The sequence below is a fragment of the Moorena sp. SIO1F2 genome (assembly GCF_010672755.1).
In the GTDB taxonomy this organism is placed as follows: Bacteria; Cyanobacteriota; Cyanobacteriia; order Cyanobacteriales; family Coleofasciculaceae; genus Moorena.
This window is the reverse complement of the sequence record NZ_JAAHFV010000151.1, coordinates 1-14,603: the sequence shown is the minus strand read 5'-3', so window position 1 is coordinate 14,603 and position 14,603 is coordinate 1. Positions and strand designations below refer to the sequence as shown.

Below are 14,603 nucleotides of genomic sequence, written 5' to 3'. Positions count from 1 at the left end.
CAAACTTAGCTTAGAAATGATTGATACTAATCCTTTTCAAGTAGCCAATAAAACTGGAAACTTGGAAAAGCTGAAAAATAAGATGCGTAAGCATATACAAAATCCTGATAAGTCAGCAAAAGAGTCATTTGAGGAGTTCTGGACTCAAAAGTACTTAGCAAGCCATAGTGAAGAGGAAGGTTTGGGATTTTTTAACACCGAGATTAAACCCTTAATAGAAACTAACTATTACCGTCCAATTGGAGAAAATGGCGAATTCGTAGACCTATTCGGACTGATTGACTTCCCATATTTTATCTTATTTGGTACAGAGTTTTTGGCTCGTACCTGGTTAATCAGTCGCCGTCATTCTGGACTCAAGTGGCAAAATGCCATGCTGTGGCGCTGGTATGACATATTTTTGCTAATACCCTTATGGCGGTGGTTACGAATTATTCCCGTTACCATTCGTTTAGGTCAAGCTAAATTAATAGACCTGAGTGTCATTACCAGAGAAATCCGCTCGGGATTTGTTGCCAGTATTGCTCAAGAGATGACGGAAGTGGTCGTCATTCAAATTATTAACGAAGTTCAGGGCTCCATTAGCCGGGGTGAAATTACCAAATGGTTGTCTCAACAGGAAGTCCGCCCCTACATTGACCTTAATGACACTGATGAAGTGTCAGAACTCACCACCATCATGGTAAAGATGACAGTTGATCAAGTCTTACCCAAAATCCGTCCTGATCTAGAGGCTCTCATGAAACACTATGTGGACATGGGGATTAAACAGTCCACACTTTATCAGGGACTTCAGAATGTACCAGGACTGGGACAATTCCAGAAGCAGCTCACAGAGGAATTAGTGAAAAACATTTTTGAGGCACTCTATGATGGGATTAATACTCTGATACAAGAAGACCCAGTTGCCGACGAACTCCTGGAACACCTACTCAAAAATTTAAGGGAAGTCTTAGGGGCAGAAATTAAGACCAAGGATAGATTACAGGAGATTCAGTATTTGATCACAGCTTGGTTAGAGGAATTCAAAATAAATTATGTCCGGCGCTTATCTGAAGAAGACTTAGATAAAATCTTAGATGAAACCAGAGCAATTCGTCAAAGATTTCAGTAATAACAGTAGTTAAATAAATTTAAGATTATTCCACTAATTAATTGATTATTTTTTTATTAGCGGATCTATAAACTAGGTTAATTGACAGTAAAACCATTCAATTGATGATTGATACCGAGTTGCATTCAAAGATAGTAGATGGGGAGATGGGGAGATTGGGGGCAGATAAAGTTGTACCTTTGATCGCAACTTAGTATGAAATTAAAAAAATATAGAAATAAAAAAAAATAAACATTTTTTTAAATTATTGTAAATAGTCAGAGATCATCATACAGTTTGACCGAATAATGCCCATAAGCTAAAATACTTATGGGTCAACAAAAACCAAGTTGACTTCTAGGGTCAGCTTGCTCTGAGGAAAAGGGCTGTGAAGTGGGAAAGTGCCGACGCACCAGACACCAAGCAGGGATTAGACCTCAAAACTACCCATGTTCAAGTTTTGATCAGGCAAGCATTTGAGCTGCTAATTGCGTTAGCTTCCGGCAAAAGAAGCCCCACATCTCAATGCTATGCCATGAGTGTGGGATTAATTTTGCACAGGGTATGCATGGAATTGCTATAATATGCGTACTGATAAACAAAGCCGTTCGCGTAGCGTGGCCTACGGCCTTAAATGCTGGTTTGTCAGCACAACAGTTTTAAAAAAAAGACATGGAGGCGCGCTTTCCTATGGCGAATTAAATTACGGGGTCGCGCCTCAAGAAAACAGAGCGGCAGGGCAGTCCGTTCTTAAAGCCCAGCGCCTCCTAAGCAATAGCTGGATTGGCTGGGAAGCCTACACTGAACTCAACGAGTCAGTGTGGGAGCTGTCACACTCAAACATAGCAACGGCAAGCTGGTAACTCCTAATCAATGATTCTGCGGGAAGTTTCCGGTTTGTCCTAGGGTTTAGAGTCTTCGAGCCCATGACCTTGTCAACAATAGCTCAGGACCAGTAACTAGAGATTGGGCTTGTGCTAACTAGATGTGCAGAAGCTTTTGGGCGGTTAGACTTCTTGGAGAAGATTTTGCCATGAAGTGGGTTGACCCCACTTTTTTTATTGGATTGGTGCCATGACTCATCCCCTGATTCCACAACTAATCGATTTGGCAACGCCATTGGCTCAAGATTTAGGATTAGAGATTGTAGAGGCTCTCTTCCAGACCAACAGACGCCCACCGGTGCTGCGTGTCTATATCCGCAACCCCATCCGTGACACTAGCTTGGATGACTGTGAACGCATGAGTCGTGCTTTAGAAGCTCAGTTAGATGCTAAGGACATCATTTTAGACACCTACGTTTTGGAAATTTCCAGTCCTGGGATCACACAGGACTTAAGCACAGACCGAGAATTCATTTCTTTCAAAGGGTTTGGTGTGATTGTTCAGACATCTGAACCCTATCAGGGGCAGCAAGAGTGGCGCGGGCAGTTAATTCGCCGGGATGAGAGCGGAGTTTATCTCAATCTCAAGGGTCGTGCGTTTGCCATTCCCCGTCAGCTCGTGTCCAGAGTAAAACTGGATGATGGGGGTTAAATTTTTATTGAAGGTTGCTAGGGGTGCAGCACTTGTTAAAGACAATGGCTCGACTATAGATCTACAAGTGCTTCTCCCCTACAAGCTTCAAGGCTGAGGATTGAAGTTGAACTTGATTTACTTTAAATCCCAAGACAATTGCCATGGATAGATTTAAGACGGAGATTTGCTGATGTCGATAGTTAGTTTGCCTGGACTTAAGGCAATGATAGAAGAAATTAGTCAAAGCCACAATTTACCTAGGTCTGCAGTTCAACAGGCATTAAGAGAAGCACTGCTAAAAGGCTATGAGCGCTATCGCCGTTCTCAACGGCTAGACCAACGATTTCATTTTGACGAAGAATATTTTGACAACTTTGAAGTCGATCTTGATATTGAAGAAGAAGGCTTCCGCGTTTTGTCTACCAAAACCATTGTCGAAGAGGTACAAAATAGTGACCATCAAATTTCTCTCAAAGAAGTCCAGGAAGTTGCCTCTGAAGCACAATTGGGAGACTCAGTGGTTTTGGATGTGACTCCAGACCAAGGAGAGTTTGGTCGCATGGCAGCGATTCAAACCAAGCAGGTGCTCTCTCAAAAACTCCGAGACCAGCAGCGTAAGCTGATTAAGGAAGAGTTTCAAGACCTAGAAGGAACCGTTCTGCAATCTCGATCACTAAGGTTTGAGCAGCAGTCTGTGATTATGGCGCTCAGCAGTGGTTTTGGTCGGCCAGAGGTAGAAGCCGAATTGCCCAAGCGGGAACAGCTACCTAATGATAACTATCGCATTAACTCCACCTTTAAGGTTTATCTCAAAAAAGTCCGGGAAGGCCCTCACCGTGGTCCTCAGCTGGTGGTATCCAGAGCGGCGGCTGGTTTAGTGGTCTATCTGTTTGCCAACGAAGTCCCAGAAATAGAAGATGAGGTGGTCAGGATTGTCGCAGTGGCACGGGAAGCTAATCCTCCTTCTCGTCATGTCGGACCAAGGACTAAAATTGCTGTAGATACCCTGGAGCGAGATGTGGATCCGGTGGGAGCTTGCATTGGTGCTAGAGGTTCCCGCATTCAAGTTGTGGTGAATGAATTACGAGGTGAAAAAATCGACGTAATTCGTTGGTCTCCTGATCCATCTACCTATATTGCCAACGCTCTTAGCCCAGCCCAAGTGGATCAGGTGCTACTAGTCAATCCAGAAGAACGTCAAGCTCATGTTTTAGTAGCAGAAGACCAGCTGAGTTTAGCTATAGGCAAAGAAGGACAAAATGTTCGCCTTGCCGCCCGCCTTACGGGTTGGAAGATTGACATTAAAGATGCTGCGCAATACAAAAAAGACACTACCGACATGTCTAAACAGGATACCCTAGAAGAAGAAGATGTCGATAGCAATGAGTTACAGGAAGATTACCAAGAAGGAGTAGAAACACCAGAAAATGTGCTGGATGCTGAGCCAGTGCTTGATTTGAATACTCAAGAAGAAGAATGAGGAATTTTAGGGGTTAACCCTGAGGTGAGGAAAGTTTTGCCAAGGTTGAGAATGGTAATGGTATACAATGATACCCCTAAGCTTGTTGGTTTAGAATGGTAGTGGAGTGTGGGGTTTCGGCTTTGGTCAAGAATTCTTTTACAGTTTTCTTCCAAGCCAATGAGTTATTGAATACTTCCACTTATTGCTGGGTTAGTCTACTCCCCCTACCCCCTACTGCCGGTTGGTGTGGTGATTTTATTCTTGTGTTAGTCATCCCAGTCTCAAGGGTGTGAGGATCTCTACTATAGTTTTTCATCTTCTGCTCACACCACCGGTTAGCCCACATCCGTACCGCCTTCTGGCATTGATTTTTGGTTTCATTGGGTAACTCAATCAGGTAAAACAGGGCGTTTGCCCAATCGCAAACGCCCTACAAGCCTCCATCTACCGTACCCTTTAAAGAAGGAGGACTTTTGAGATTTTCCAAACCGAAAACCCTTATGAAACCAAACTATCGACGTTGTCTTAGCTGCCGGAAAGTAGCACCAAAACAGGAGTTTTGGCGTATTGTCCGAGTCTATCCGTCACGAAAGGTACAATTAGATCAGGGTATGGGTCGTTCAGCTTACTTATGTCCTCAACTGAGTTGCCTAGCGGCGGCTCAAAAGAAAAACCGACTGGGGCGATCACTGCGTGCATCGGTGCCAAAAAATCTGTACGAAACTTTATGGCAGCGTTTAGCTACCATGCCAAGCCAACCCAATTGAGGAAAATAAAGGGTGAATCTAGCAGCAATTTATTCCATGTATGTTCGTCCGGGGAACATAAGTAATCGTTAGGATACTAAGGAAGTCATTAGTTCTATTGATGCTCTGGTTTCAAAAGGGAGGTGAATTTACTTCGATTATACGCTAGCTACCTTTAAAGGCATACGCGGTGATTAGGCGGTTTAACCGAACCGTCAATTTAAAATGCTGCTTGGCTTTTTTCACAGGAAAGAAGCACGCGATAATAGATAAACTTATCAAACTACCGTTGAGGTGAACACACCAACGAAAAAGCATGGATGGTTGATTATCTGTTGAGCATCGCTTATCTTATCGTTTAAGCTTTCCAATAAAGCTTGATAAAGTAAAAAGTCATTCGAGTAGTTGAGTATGGTTTAACAACACGTAGGTACGACAGGGGAATAGTGCATGAACAGCGGCAAAGTCAGAATTTACGAATTATCACGGGAATTGAATTTGGACAACAAGGAAATTTTGAGCATCTGTGAAGGACTCAATATTGCAGTTAAAAGTCACAGTAGCACGATTACAGAATCGGATGCCCAACGGATTCGCACGACAGCCGAAAAATATTCTGACCAACTAGCAGCTGTAAGCAATAGCGAAGGTGAGTCATCGGCAAATAAAGGTTCTAAGTTAAGCTCTGGTAAATTAGTTCGACGTCCCAAAGGGGAGCGGAAGCAGCAAATTGTGGAGCTTCGTAAGCACAAACGCAGTTCTGGGAATACTTCTAGCCAGAGAAGTAATCAAATGGCAATCCCACCCCAACCTCCCATTAAGCCGACTGCTATACCCCCTCGTCAACCTAGCACTCTCAATCGACCTAAGCAGGTCATTGAACAGGACACCAAGATTAAGCAGGATACTAAACCAGAACTAGCTGCTAAACCAGAACTAGCCGCTAAACCAGAACCAGCCGCTAAACCAGAACTAGCCGCTAAACCAGAACCAGCAGCTAAACCAGAACCAGCAGCTAAACCAGAACCAGCAGCTAAACCAGAACCAGCAGCTAAACCAGAACCAGCAGCTAAACCAGAACTAGCCGCTAAACCAGAACTAGCCGCTAAACCAGAACTAGCCGCTAAACCAGAACTAGCCGCTAAACCAGAACCAGCCGCTAAACCAGAACTAGCCGCTAAACCAGTCCAGAAGATTTCACAGCAGAGTACTGCCTCAGCTAAGATTACAGAAAAACCAAAATTAACTGGACCTCCTGTCAGAGTATCACAATCAAAAAGTCAGCCGGCTAAGGTTGAACGACCGATAAAGTCAAACCAAAAAGGTTCTTCCGGTTCAAAGTCAGTAAAGAGTCCAACTCCTAACAAATCCCCTAACAAATCCCCTGTTATTAATAAACAGTCAACGCCCTCGGAAACATCACCACCAAAGCGTTCTAGTTCACCAAGACCAACCGTTCCTGAACTCCAGCGACCTCCAAAAAGAACCAAACCAGGTCTTGATAAAGACAATTCTCAAGTAGCAGCAATCGATGCTGACTCAACGGGTCTGACAGATGATGGCTCTGATCAAGAGACCAACACCTTAGTCAATGAATCTGAGGAACTGCTCAAGGAGGTCAAGCTCCGGCGACCATCTGTCCCCCGACCTGCTAAGAAAAAAGAGTGGGAGGCAGAAAATGGAGAAGACGAAGACAAAGCCCAGAAGGGTAAATCCGCCAAACTCAAGCGGCGACCTAAAATGATTCTGGATGATGAAGATGATATTGAAACAGAATCAGATCAAATCGATAACAAAATCGATGGTTCATTTTCAGTTAGTCTTTCTCTGGCTCGTCCTCCCAAACCAAAGTCACTACAAAAACAGCAAAGCCAAGCACATACTGCCAGTGTTAACCAAAAGAAGAAGCCTGCTAAAGCCAGTAGTAGCAACAAGTCGGATCAGCGCGATCGCCGTCGTACACAGAAAAGTCAGCCCAAACGCCCAGAACAAATTGTTTTGAGAGACTCACTCACCATTAGAGACCTGGCTAATCAACTTGCTATTGCAGAAACTGACATTGTTAAAATGCTCTTCTTCAAAGGCATAGCTGTGAGTGTTACCCAGACTTTGGATGTTCCTACTGCCACAATGGTAGCTGAGGAAGTGGGAGTCAAGGTCGAGATGGAAGAAGAAGCCTCTGCTGCGACTAAGGTGGAAATGCTGGATGTCCAAGACCTGGAAAACCTCGAGCGGCGTCCACCTGTGGTGACAATTATGGGTCATGTTGACCACGGTAAAACGACTCTACTCGATGCCATTCGTGAAGCAAAAGTGGCTCAAGGAGAAGCCGGTGGAATTACTCAGCATATTGGCGCATACCACGTAGATGTTGAGCATGAGGATAAAATGCAGCAGGTTGTCTTCCTAGACACCCCTGGTCACGAAGCCTTCACAGCCATGCGGGCAAGGGGAACAAAAGTAACTGATATCGCTGTGCTAGTAGTAGCGGCTGATGATGGGGTGCAACCTCAGACCCTTGAAGCCATTAGTCATGCTAGAGCTGCTGAAGTTCCCATGGTCGTTGCTATTAACAAAATTGATAAAGCCGGAGCTCAACCTGATCGGGTTAAGCAAGAATTATCAGAACGGGGCTTGGTTCCAGAAGAATGGGGTGGTGAAACGATCATGGTACCAGTGAGTGCTATCCAAAGGGAAAACTTGGATTCACTGCTGGAGATGATTCTATTGGTCTCAGAGCTAGAAGAACTCTCTGCTAATCCGGATCGACCAGCCAAAGGTACGGTGATTGAAGCTCACCTCGATAAAGCTAGAGGGCCTGTTGCTACCTTCTTAGTGCAAAACGGTACGCTGCGGGTCGGTGATAGCCTGGTTGTTGGTTCAGTTTTCGGTAAGGTCAGAGCCATGCTTGATGACCGAGGACAGCGAGTCGAACAAGCCAGTCCCTCGTTTGCTGTGGAAGTCCTTGGCTTGAGTGATGTTCCAGCTGCTGGTGATGAGTTTGAAGTCTTTGAGAGCGAAAAAGAAGCCCGGGCAGTTGCTGGTGAAAGAGCTCAACAGCAACGTCAATCTCGCCTGCAAACTCGCATGAAATCAAGGCGAGTTACCCTCACTGAATTATCAGCCCAGGCTCAAGAAGGTGAACTCAAGGAACTCAACTTGATTTTGAAGGCAGACGTTCAAGGCTCGGTGGAAGCTATTCTGGGATCCCTCGAACAGCTGCCCCAAAATGAAGTGCAAATTCGAGTTCTGCTGGCTGCCCCCGGGGAAGTCACCGAAACCGATGTGGACTTAGCCGCTGCTAGTGGTGCAGTTATTGTTGGCTTTAACACTACCTTAGCTCCTGGTGCTCGACCAGCAGCTGAACAGGAAGGGGTAGATGTGCGGGAATACAACATCATCTACAAACTCCTGGATGATGTTCAAGGTGCTATGGAAGGTCTGTTAGAGCCAGAAGAGGTAGAAGAACCATTGGGTGAAGTAGAAGTTCGAGCTGTCTTCCCAGTGGGTCGTGGTGCCGTTGCGGGTTGCTATGTACTCTCAGGCAAAGCCGTGCGCAATTGCCGTTTACGAGTGCGGCGTGGTAGCAAAGTTATCTACGAAGGAGTTTTGGATTCCCTCAAGCGTGTTAAGGATGATGTCAAGGAAGTCAATGCTGGCTACGAATGTGGTATGGGTGTTGATAAATTCAACGACTGGGCGGAAAAAGATATCATTGAAACCTATCAGATGGTAACCAAGCGACGGACTCTCTCCCTGAAGTAGGGCTGAGGGGTGTTATTGTCCAGGCATCCCTTGCCGGGTAGGTTGTTTTGTTTAAGGTTGAAGGTTAAAGGTTATTGAGACGAGTTGCTCTGTGGCAAGCTTGCAATTGTAAAGGTTCCATCCAAAGCAACTTTTAACCTGTTAACCGATAACCTCCAACCCTAACCCTGCCAAATTGTAAGTATTAAGTGTTGCTAAAAGCACAATCCTAAAAAAGCAGATAGGATAGTGTACAGGTAAGCTTAATAGTTTACCACTTAAGCATGACCCAACTAGATTCATCTGTATTAAATTTTGGTAAGGTGCATATGGCAAGCTTCGTTAAATCCGAATCCGGACCATTAGATCACGACACTCAAGTTTGGGACAGTCTTAAACAAGCCATAGCCGCTAGTTCAGGATTCCAACGCTGGCAAATGGAACATCCTTTGGGTGAACAATTTCAGGACTATAGTCTTGATAGCCGAGTACGTCGTTACTTACGTGAAACTCTAGAAATGCTTGCCTACTGAAATCCTTAGGGTTTCCTGTCAACGGTCAACGGTCAACGGTCAAAGGCGGCTGGACGAAAGACAAATGAGGAAGGATAATTAGCATTGCTGCTGATTTTGGACTTGACATGGCCTTTGAATATCCTGATGACCTGAAATACCTTGATAGCCACGAATATGTACGGCTTGATGGAGAAATTGCCACTATTGGTATTACCGCCTTTGCCATTGACCAACTGGGTGACTTAGTTCTTCTGGAACTCCCAGAAATTGACGACACTATCGAGAAGGGTAACAAAGAAAATGACAAAAGCTTTGGTACCATTGAATCGGTCAAGGCAGTTTCGGATCTATATTCCCCGGTATCGGGTACGGTGGTAGAAAGAAATGAGGAGATGATCGAGGCTCCTGAACAGATTGCAGAAGACCCCTATGGTGAAGGCTGGTTAATTAAAGTGCGGCTGAATGACCCTGATAACCCACTGGAGGGTGTCCTTTCTGCTGAGGAGTACCGTGCCAAAGTCGAGGCAGAGTAGATTATAAATTGGGTTTAACAGCAAGTAACTTAAGATACAGCTATAGCGAAGGTTCTGTAAAAAGCTGATAAATAGGGTTGTCATCACTACACCCAGCTGTGTAAAGTTGTGTATCTAGAATCAATCTAGCAACACCCCTAGCTTGTCAAATGCTAGGTTTTCATATTGTATATTTAGAACTAAATTGCTTTAGTTCTAAATCGCTTTAGTTATACATCCGGGCTTTGTGTATCTATAGATTTACAGATTTACCAACTTAGGGGGTCACAGCCCTCAAAAGTGACCCCCGCCTTCGCTGCTTAATTCACAAATTGATTTACTATGCAGAATTTGGATATCCAGGATCAAAAAAATAGAGCAAATACTCAGTCGTTGCTGAAATCTGACCCCAATCTTTCCGCATCACAAAAAATACCATCTACCGATGCTTTTGTCAATCGACACATAGGTCCAAATCCAGATGCAATCGAGCAAATGCTCAAGGTCCTGGGTATATCCACTATAGATAGCCTGATTGAGCAAACCGTACCCGCCGCTATTTGGCTTAATCAACCTCTGCAGTTACCAGCAGCACAAAGCGAGTATGCTGCCCTGGCTCAGCTAAAAGAAATTGCCTCTAAGAATCAAGTCTTCCGGTCTTTCATTGGCATGGGATATTACGACTGCATTACCCCACCTGTAATTCAACGGAATATCCTAGAAAATCCTGGTTGGTACACGGCTTACACCCCTTACCAAGCAGAAATTGCTCAGGGGCGACTCGAAGCACTACTCAATTTCCAGACAATGATTATAGACTTGACTGGTCTGGAAATTGCTAATGCTTCCTTGTTGGATGAAGGAACAGCAGCAGCGGAAGCTATGAGCATGAGCTATGGTCTGTGTAAGACGAAAGCCAAACACTTCTTTGTTTCCCAAACCTGTCATCCCCAAACTATCGCAGTGGTACAAACCAGGGCTAGACCTTTGGGAATTGAGGTGATTGTTGGTGACCACCGCACTTTTGAATTTGACCAAGATATTTTTGGAGCTCTGCTTCAGTACCCAGCAACGGATGGCACGATATACGATTATCGGGAATTTATTGATAAGGCTCATGGTGCTAAAGCCTTAGTAACTGTGGCAGCTGACATTCTAAGCCTTACCCTACTTACACCCCCTGGAGAATTCGGAGCTGATATTGCCATAGGTTGTACCCAGCGATTCGGTGTTCCCTTAGGATATGGGGGACCTCATGCAGCTTATTTTGCTACTCGGGCAGCTTATAAACGGCAATTACCAGGACGTATCGTTGGTGTATCAAAAGATGCTAATGGTAAACCAGCACTGCGCTTGGCACTGCAAACCCGTGAACAACATATCCGTCGTGACAAAGCTACGAGCAATATTTGTACTGCCCAAGTGCTGTTGGCGGTGATAGCTTCAATGTATGCAGTTTATCATGGGCGAGAGGGAATCAAACGTATTGCCGATAGAATTCATCAATTAACGGTTATCCTGGCGGAGGGACTGAAACGCTTAGGTTACAGTATTAGCTCAGAACCGTTTTTTGATACCTTGCGCGTAGAATTAAGCGATCGCTCTGTGTCCGGAATTATCGAAGCAGCTGAAGCACGTCAAATTAACCTACGTATTATTGATTCAACTACTATCGGGATTTCCCTGGATGAGACAACGACGGCTGGGGATTTAGTAGACTTGTGGGAAATTTTTGCAAGTTTAGGGGAACCCAGCAGTGCATCCCTACTCTTTACTGTGGAAGAGTTGGCGGCTGAGGTAACAACTAAGGTGACAGCTGATTTTAATCAACCATTTGCTCGCCGTAGTACCTACTTAACCAACCCAGTATTCAACCGCTATCACTCAGAAACAGAGTTACTGCGCTATTTGCACCGCCTGGAAAGTAAGGATTTGGCTCTAAACACCTCCATGATTCCTCTGGGTTCGTGTACCATGAAGCTGAATGCCACTGCTGAGATGATGCCAGTGACATGGCCGGAATTTGGCAAGATTCATCCGTTTGCTCCCCTGTCCCAAACTCACGGATATCAAATTATATTCCAGCAGCTGGAAGAATGGTTAGCAGAAATTACTGGCTTTGCTGGCATTTCTCTTCAACCTAATGCTGGTTCCCAAGGGGAATATGCAGGATTACTCACTATTTGTAAGTACCATCAAAACCGGGGAGAAAGCGATCGCAATATCTGTCTAATTCCTACTTCTGCCCATGGCACCAATCCCGCCAGTGCGGTGATGGCTGGCTTAAAGGTGGTGGCTGTTGCTTGTGATGAGATGGGCAACATTGATTTAGATGATTTGAGGAAGAAGGCCGAGCACCATAGCCAAAACCTAGCTGCTCTGATGGTGACTTATCCCTCTACCCATGGTGTGTTTGAAGAAGAGATTAAAGATATCTGTGCCATTGTCCACAACCATGGGGGGCAGGTTTATATGGATGGGGCGAATATGAATGCCCAAGTGGGATTGTGCCGTCCGGGGGACTTTGGGGCGGATGTGTGTCACCTGAACCTGCACAAAACCTTCTGTATTCCCCACGGTGGGGGTGGACCTGGCATGGGACCAATTGGGGTGATGCCTCACTTAGTACCATTCCTGCCCAAAACCTTACAGTCTCAACCTTCCACTTTATCTATTGGTGCAATTTCTGCTGCACCCTGGGGAAGTGCCAGCATTCTACCGATTTCCTGGATGTATATTGCCATGATGGGGAGTGCGGGGTTAACTGAGGCGACTAAGGTGGCTATTCTTAATGCTAATTACATGGCTAAGCGTTTAGACCCTTACTATCCGGTTCTGTACAAGGGGAACAATGGATTAGTGGCTCATGAGTGTATTGTGGATTTGCGATCGCTTAAAAAGTCTGCGGGCATCGAAGTGGATGATATTGCCAAACGCCTGATGGATTATGGTTTCCATGCTCCAACAGTATCCTGGCCTGTAGCGGGGACAGTGATGGTGGAACCTACTGAAAGTGAGTCGAAGGAGGAACTCGACCGTTTCTGTGATGCCATGATTGCCATCCGCCAGGAAATTAAAGCGATTGAATCGGGTCAGGTAGACCAAAGGGACAATCAGCTGAAGAATGCTCCCCATACTGCAGAAGCCTTGATAGTCAGTGAATGGACTCATCCCTATACCCGTGAAGAAGCTGCATATCCTGCATCTTGGTTAAGGGAACACAAGTTTTGGCCTGTGGCAGGGCGCATAGATAATGCCTTTGGGGATAGGAATTTGGTTTGTTCTTGTGAGGGAATGGAGGCGTATATCTAAGTCCAGAGTCAATGGTCGAGTGTGGGGAGATGGTGAGGCAGCGGGGTATTGGAGCTTTCCCCCACTCGCGCTTTGCTGTGGTTCCCCCCACTCGCGCTTTGCATCAAGACAACAGGTAATCATTTTGTTGATTTGTTGAGAGCTGAGCACTGATGGCTGACTGCTGAGAGCTGACCGCTAACCGCTAAATGCTCACACTCTTCAAAAATAACGTTTCTAAGCACGATGACGAATCACTCCCGGTAACTGGCGCAGCACATCATTTTTATATCGAGCGAATTTTTTAATGGCATCTTGATTGACAATATTCTTTTTAGGAAGATTAACAGTAATCGTTTCTTCCATTTGCCATGGATCAAAGTTTTCCCAGTTTTCAAAGTAGGCTTGCAAGTACAGCCAATAGGCTAGATCGAGCTGAGCATCGTATACAATCAGAATACATGGCATTGGTTCTTTTAACCATGGCTCTATGTCTGAGCGTCCTAGGGGAAAGCCGATTGTTTCTTGATCAGCGGCTAGCATGCTCAGAAAATCGGTTGCCTTTAGCTTGACGTAAATTTTACCATTTTCAAGTTCACAATTGGCATCATAGGTAAAGATAATTAGGTCAAACCCATAAGTGTACTCAAGCTCAACTCGTTCTACTGAGTAACCACATAAGAATACATATCGTTCCACATAATTGATACTGATATCAGCAATAATTTGTTCTCTCGGTCGTTTTTTTGACGTCATTGACCGGAAGCTATAGAAATGGTTTACTCTATAGCTTACAGCAGTTTTCAATTGGGTCAGTACTTTCGTTCTGGGTTTTAGGGAGCACCGAGTAGGGAGCACCGAGTAGGGAGTAGGGAGTAGGGAGTAGGGAGTAGGAAAAAATCCTGTGTACCTGTGTACTGTGTACCTGCATCGCTAAATAAAAGCGATCGCTTATCCCCGTAGACAAGCGATCGCTTTTATTATTCAGAGATTATCCAATGAAAAATCCGATTTAACTACCAGCTAGGACAAAATCCACTTCATCAGCTCCGTCAGTTTGATCTTGACCAGAGGTAATTTGTTCCCCATTCACTTCAACAGCGAAGGGTGTGCTGTCTAAATTGATATTGTAATCCGTTGCGTCAGCAGTGTATCCCACACTAGCTACCATCTTACGACCCTCATCGGTATAGATGAATGCCAACATTTGGTTTTTTTCTTTCTGATTGTCGTAAGCCCAAATGACCATATATTGTTGGTCTTGATAGTCGAATACTTTAGGCGCACGAGTGGGGACATAACGACCAGGAGCTCCAAAGCTAACATCCAAGAAGTTTTGCACAGAACTGTCTTGTACGATAGCGTAGGCAACTTCTTCGGGAGAGGTAGCTTCTGCGTCACCTTCACTTTCGTCCCTCTCTTCTTCCTTATCACGGTTGCGGAAATAATCCACAGCCACTTTAGTTCCGACCGCACCGACTGCTGCTATACCAGCACCCATTAGTATGTTGCGCAGTTTACTCATGTGTTGTTATGGTCTATGACTATCAACGAATTATACTATAGCAGTTCTCAATTCCATAGTGTTTACAGATTCTGGATCACAAAGGGTTTGATAGCACTACTACTCCACTTATTCTTGAGTTTCTCAACTATAAATGGCCGAATTACAAACTTAGGGGGCACACCGTTATGTACATCAATCCGTAGGAACGTATGAGA

General features: G+C 44.9%; 12 protein-coding genes. 9 read left to right on the top strand and 3 right to left on the bottom strand.

Annotated features, from left to right (window positions below):
* From F6J94_RS18285 to gcvP, 9 genes are all read left to right on the top strand, one after another.
* Positions 1-1,114, top strand: a 1,114-nt coding sequence (locus tag F6J94_RS18285; protein WP_293043114.1) for a hypothetical protein, incomplete at its 5' end; no start/stop codon positions are given.
* Between the two features lie 367 nt (positions 1,115-1,481).
* Positions 1,482-1,676 (top strand): hypothetical protein, encoded by a 195-nt coding sequence (locus F6J94_RS18280; RefSeq protein WP_293017777.1) that lies wholly within the window; start codon positions 1,482-1,484, stop codon positions 1,674-1,676.
* A gap of 491 nt (positions 1,677-2,167) precedes the next feature.
* Positions 2,168-2,629 (top strand): ribosome maturation factor RimP, encoded by a 462-nt coding sequence (gene rimP / locus F6J94_RS18275; RefSeq protein WP_070395891.1) that lies wholly within the window; start codon positions 2,168-2,170, stop codon positions 2,627-2,629.
* A gap of 172 nt (positions 2,630-2,801) precedes the next feature.
* Positions 2,802-4,091, top strand: coding sequence for a transcription termination factor NusA (gene nusA, locus F6J94_RS18270; RefSeq protein WP_293017772.1), 1,290 nt, complete (start codon positions 2,802-2,804; stop codon positions 4,089-4,091).
* A gap of 482 nt (positions 4,092-4,573) precedes the next feature.
* A complete protein-coding gene (locus F6J94_RS18265) occupies positions 4,574-4,840 on the top strand; it encodes a YlxR family protein (RefSeq protein ID WP_293043112.1) in 267 nt (88 codons plus the stop codon).
* Positions 4,841-5,269: 429 nt separating this feature from the next.
* Positions 5,270-8,584: a translation initiation factor IF-2 gene (gene infB / locus F6J94_RS18260; protein WP_293043110.1), complete on the top strand. Its 3,315-nt coding sequence runs from the start codon at positions 5,270-5,272 to the stop codon at positions 8,582-8,584.
* 308 nt (positions 8,585-8,892) lie between these two features.
* Positions 8,893-9,096: a hypothetical protein gene (locus tag F6J94_RS18255; protein ID WP_293017890.1), complete on the top strand. Its 204-nt coding sequence runs from the start codon at positions 8,893-8,895 to the stop codon at positions 9,094-9,096.
* Between the two features lie 107 nt (positions 9,097-9,203).
* Entirely contained in the window at positions 9,204-9,611 is a 408-nt protein-coding gene (gcvH, locus tag F6J94_RS18250; RefSeq protein ID WP_293017766.1) for a glycine cleavage system protein GcvH, read from the top strand.
* Positions 9,612-9,932: 321 nt separating this feature from the next.
* On the top strand, positions 9,933-12,902 hold the full coding sequence (gene gcvP, locus F6J94_RS18245; protein ID WP_293043108.1) for an aminomethyl-transferring glycine dehydrogenase: 2,970 nt from the start codon (positions 9,933-9,935) through the stop codon (positions 12,900-12,902).
* 216 nt (positions 12,903-13,118) lie between these two features.
* Here gcvP and F6J94_RS18240 read toward each other — a convergent pair whose 3' ends face one another.
* Genes F6J94_RS18240 through F6J94_RS18230 form a run of 3 tightly spaced genes read right to left on the bottom strand, consistent with a single transcriptional unit; the run spans position 13,119 to position 14,406 of the window.
* Positions 13,119-13,637 carry a DUF4365 domain-containing protein gene (locus F6J94_RS18240; RefSeq protein ID WP_293017762.1) on the bottom strand — a complete coding sequence of 173 codons (519 nt, stop codon included), beginning with the start codon at positions 13,635-13,637 and terminating at the stop codon, positions 13,119-13,121.
* Positions 13,638-13,665: 28 nt separating this feature from the next.
* A complete protein-coding gene (locus F6J94_RS18235; protein WP_293043106.1) occupies positions 13,666-13,848 on the bottom strand; it encodes a hypothetical protein in 183 nt (60 codons plus the stop codon).
* Positions 13,849-13,893: 45 nt separating this feature from the next.
* Positions 13,894-14,406, bottom strand: a complete 513-nt coding sequence (locus tag F6J94_RS18230; RefSeq protein WP_293043104.1) for a hypothetical protein — start codon at positions 14,404-14,406, stop codon at positions 13,894-13,896.
* Between the last annotated feature and the right edge of the window lie 197 nt (positions 14,407-14,603).

What these genes read in the sequence shown, in the direction of transcription:
- F6J94_RS18230 (WP_293043104.1), bottom strand. Translation starts at nt 14,406, where the DNA reads ATGAGTAAACTGCGCAACATACTAATGGGTGCTGGTATAGCAGCAGTC.
- F6J94_RS18240 (WP_293017762.1), bottom strand. Translation starts at nt 13,637, where the DNA reads ATGACGTCAAAAAAACGACCGAGAGAACAAATTATTGCTGATATCAGT.
- F6J94_RS18255 (WP_293017890.1), top strand. Translation starts at nt 8,893, where the DNA reads ATGGCAAGCTTCGTTAAATCCGAATCCGGACCATTAGATCACGACACT.
- nusA (WP_293017772.1), top strand. Translation starts at nt 2,802, where the DNA reads ATGTCGATAGTTAGTTTGCCTGGACTTAAGGCAATGATAGAAGAAATT.
- F6J94_RS18265 (WP_293043112.1), top strand. Translation starts at nt 4,574, where the DNA reads ATGAAACCAAACTATCGACGTTGTCTTAGCTGCCGGAAAGTAGCACCA.
- infB (WP_293043110.1), top strand. Translation starts at nt 5,270, where the DNA reads ATGAACAGCGGCAAAGTCAGAATTTACGAATTATCACGGGAATTGAAT.
- gcvP (WP_293043108.1), top strand. Translation starts at nt 9,933, where the DNA reads ATGCAGAATTTGGATATCCAGGATCAAAAAAATAGAGCAAATACTCAG.
- gcvH (WP_293017766.1), top strand. Translation starts at nt 9,204, where the DNA reads ATGGCCTTTGAATATCCTGATGACCTGAAATACCTTGATAGCCACGAA.
- rimP (WP_070395891.1), top strand. Translation starts at nt 2,168, where the DNA reads ATGACTCATCCCCTGATTCCACAACTAATCGATTTGGCAACGCCATTG.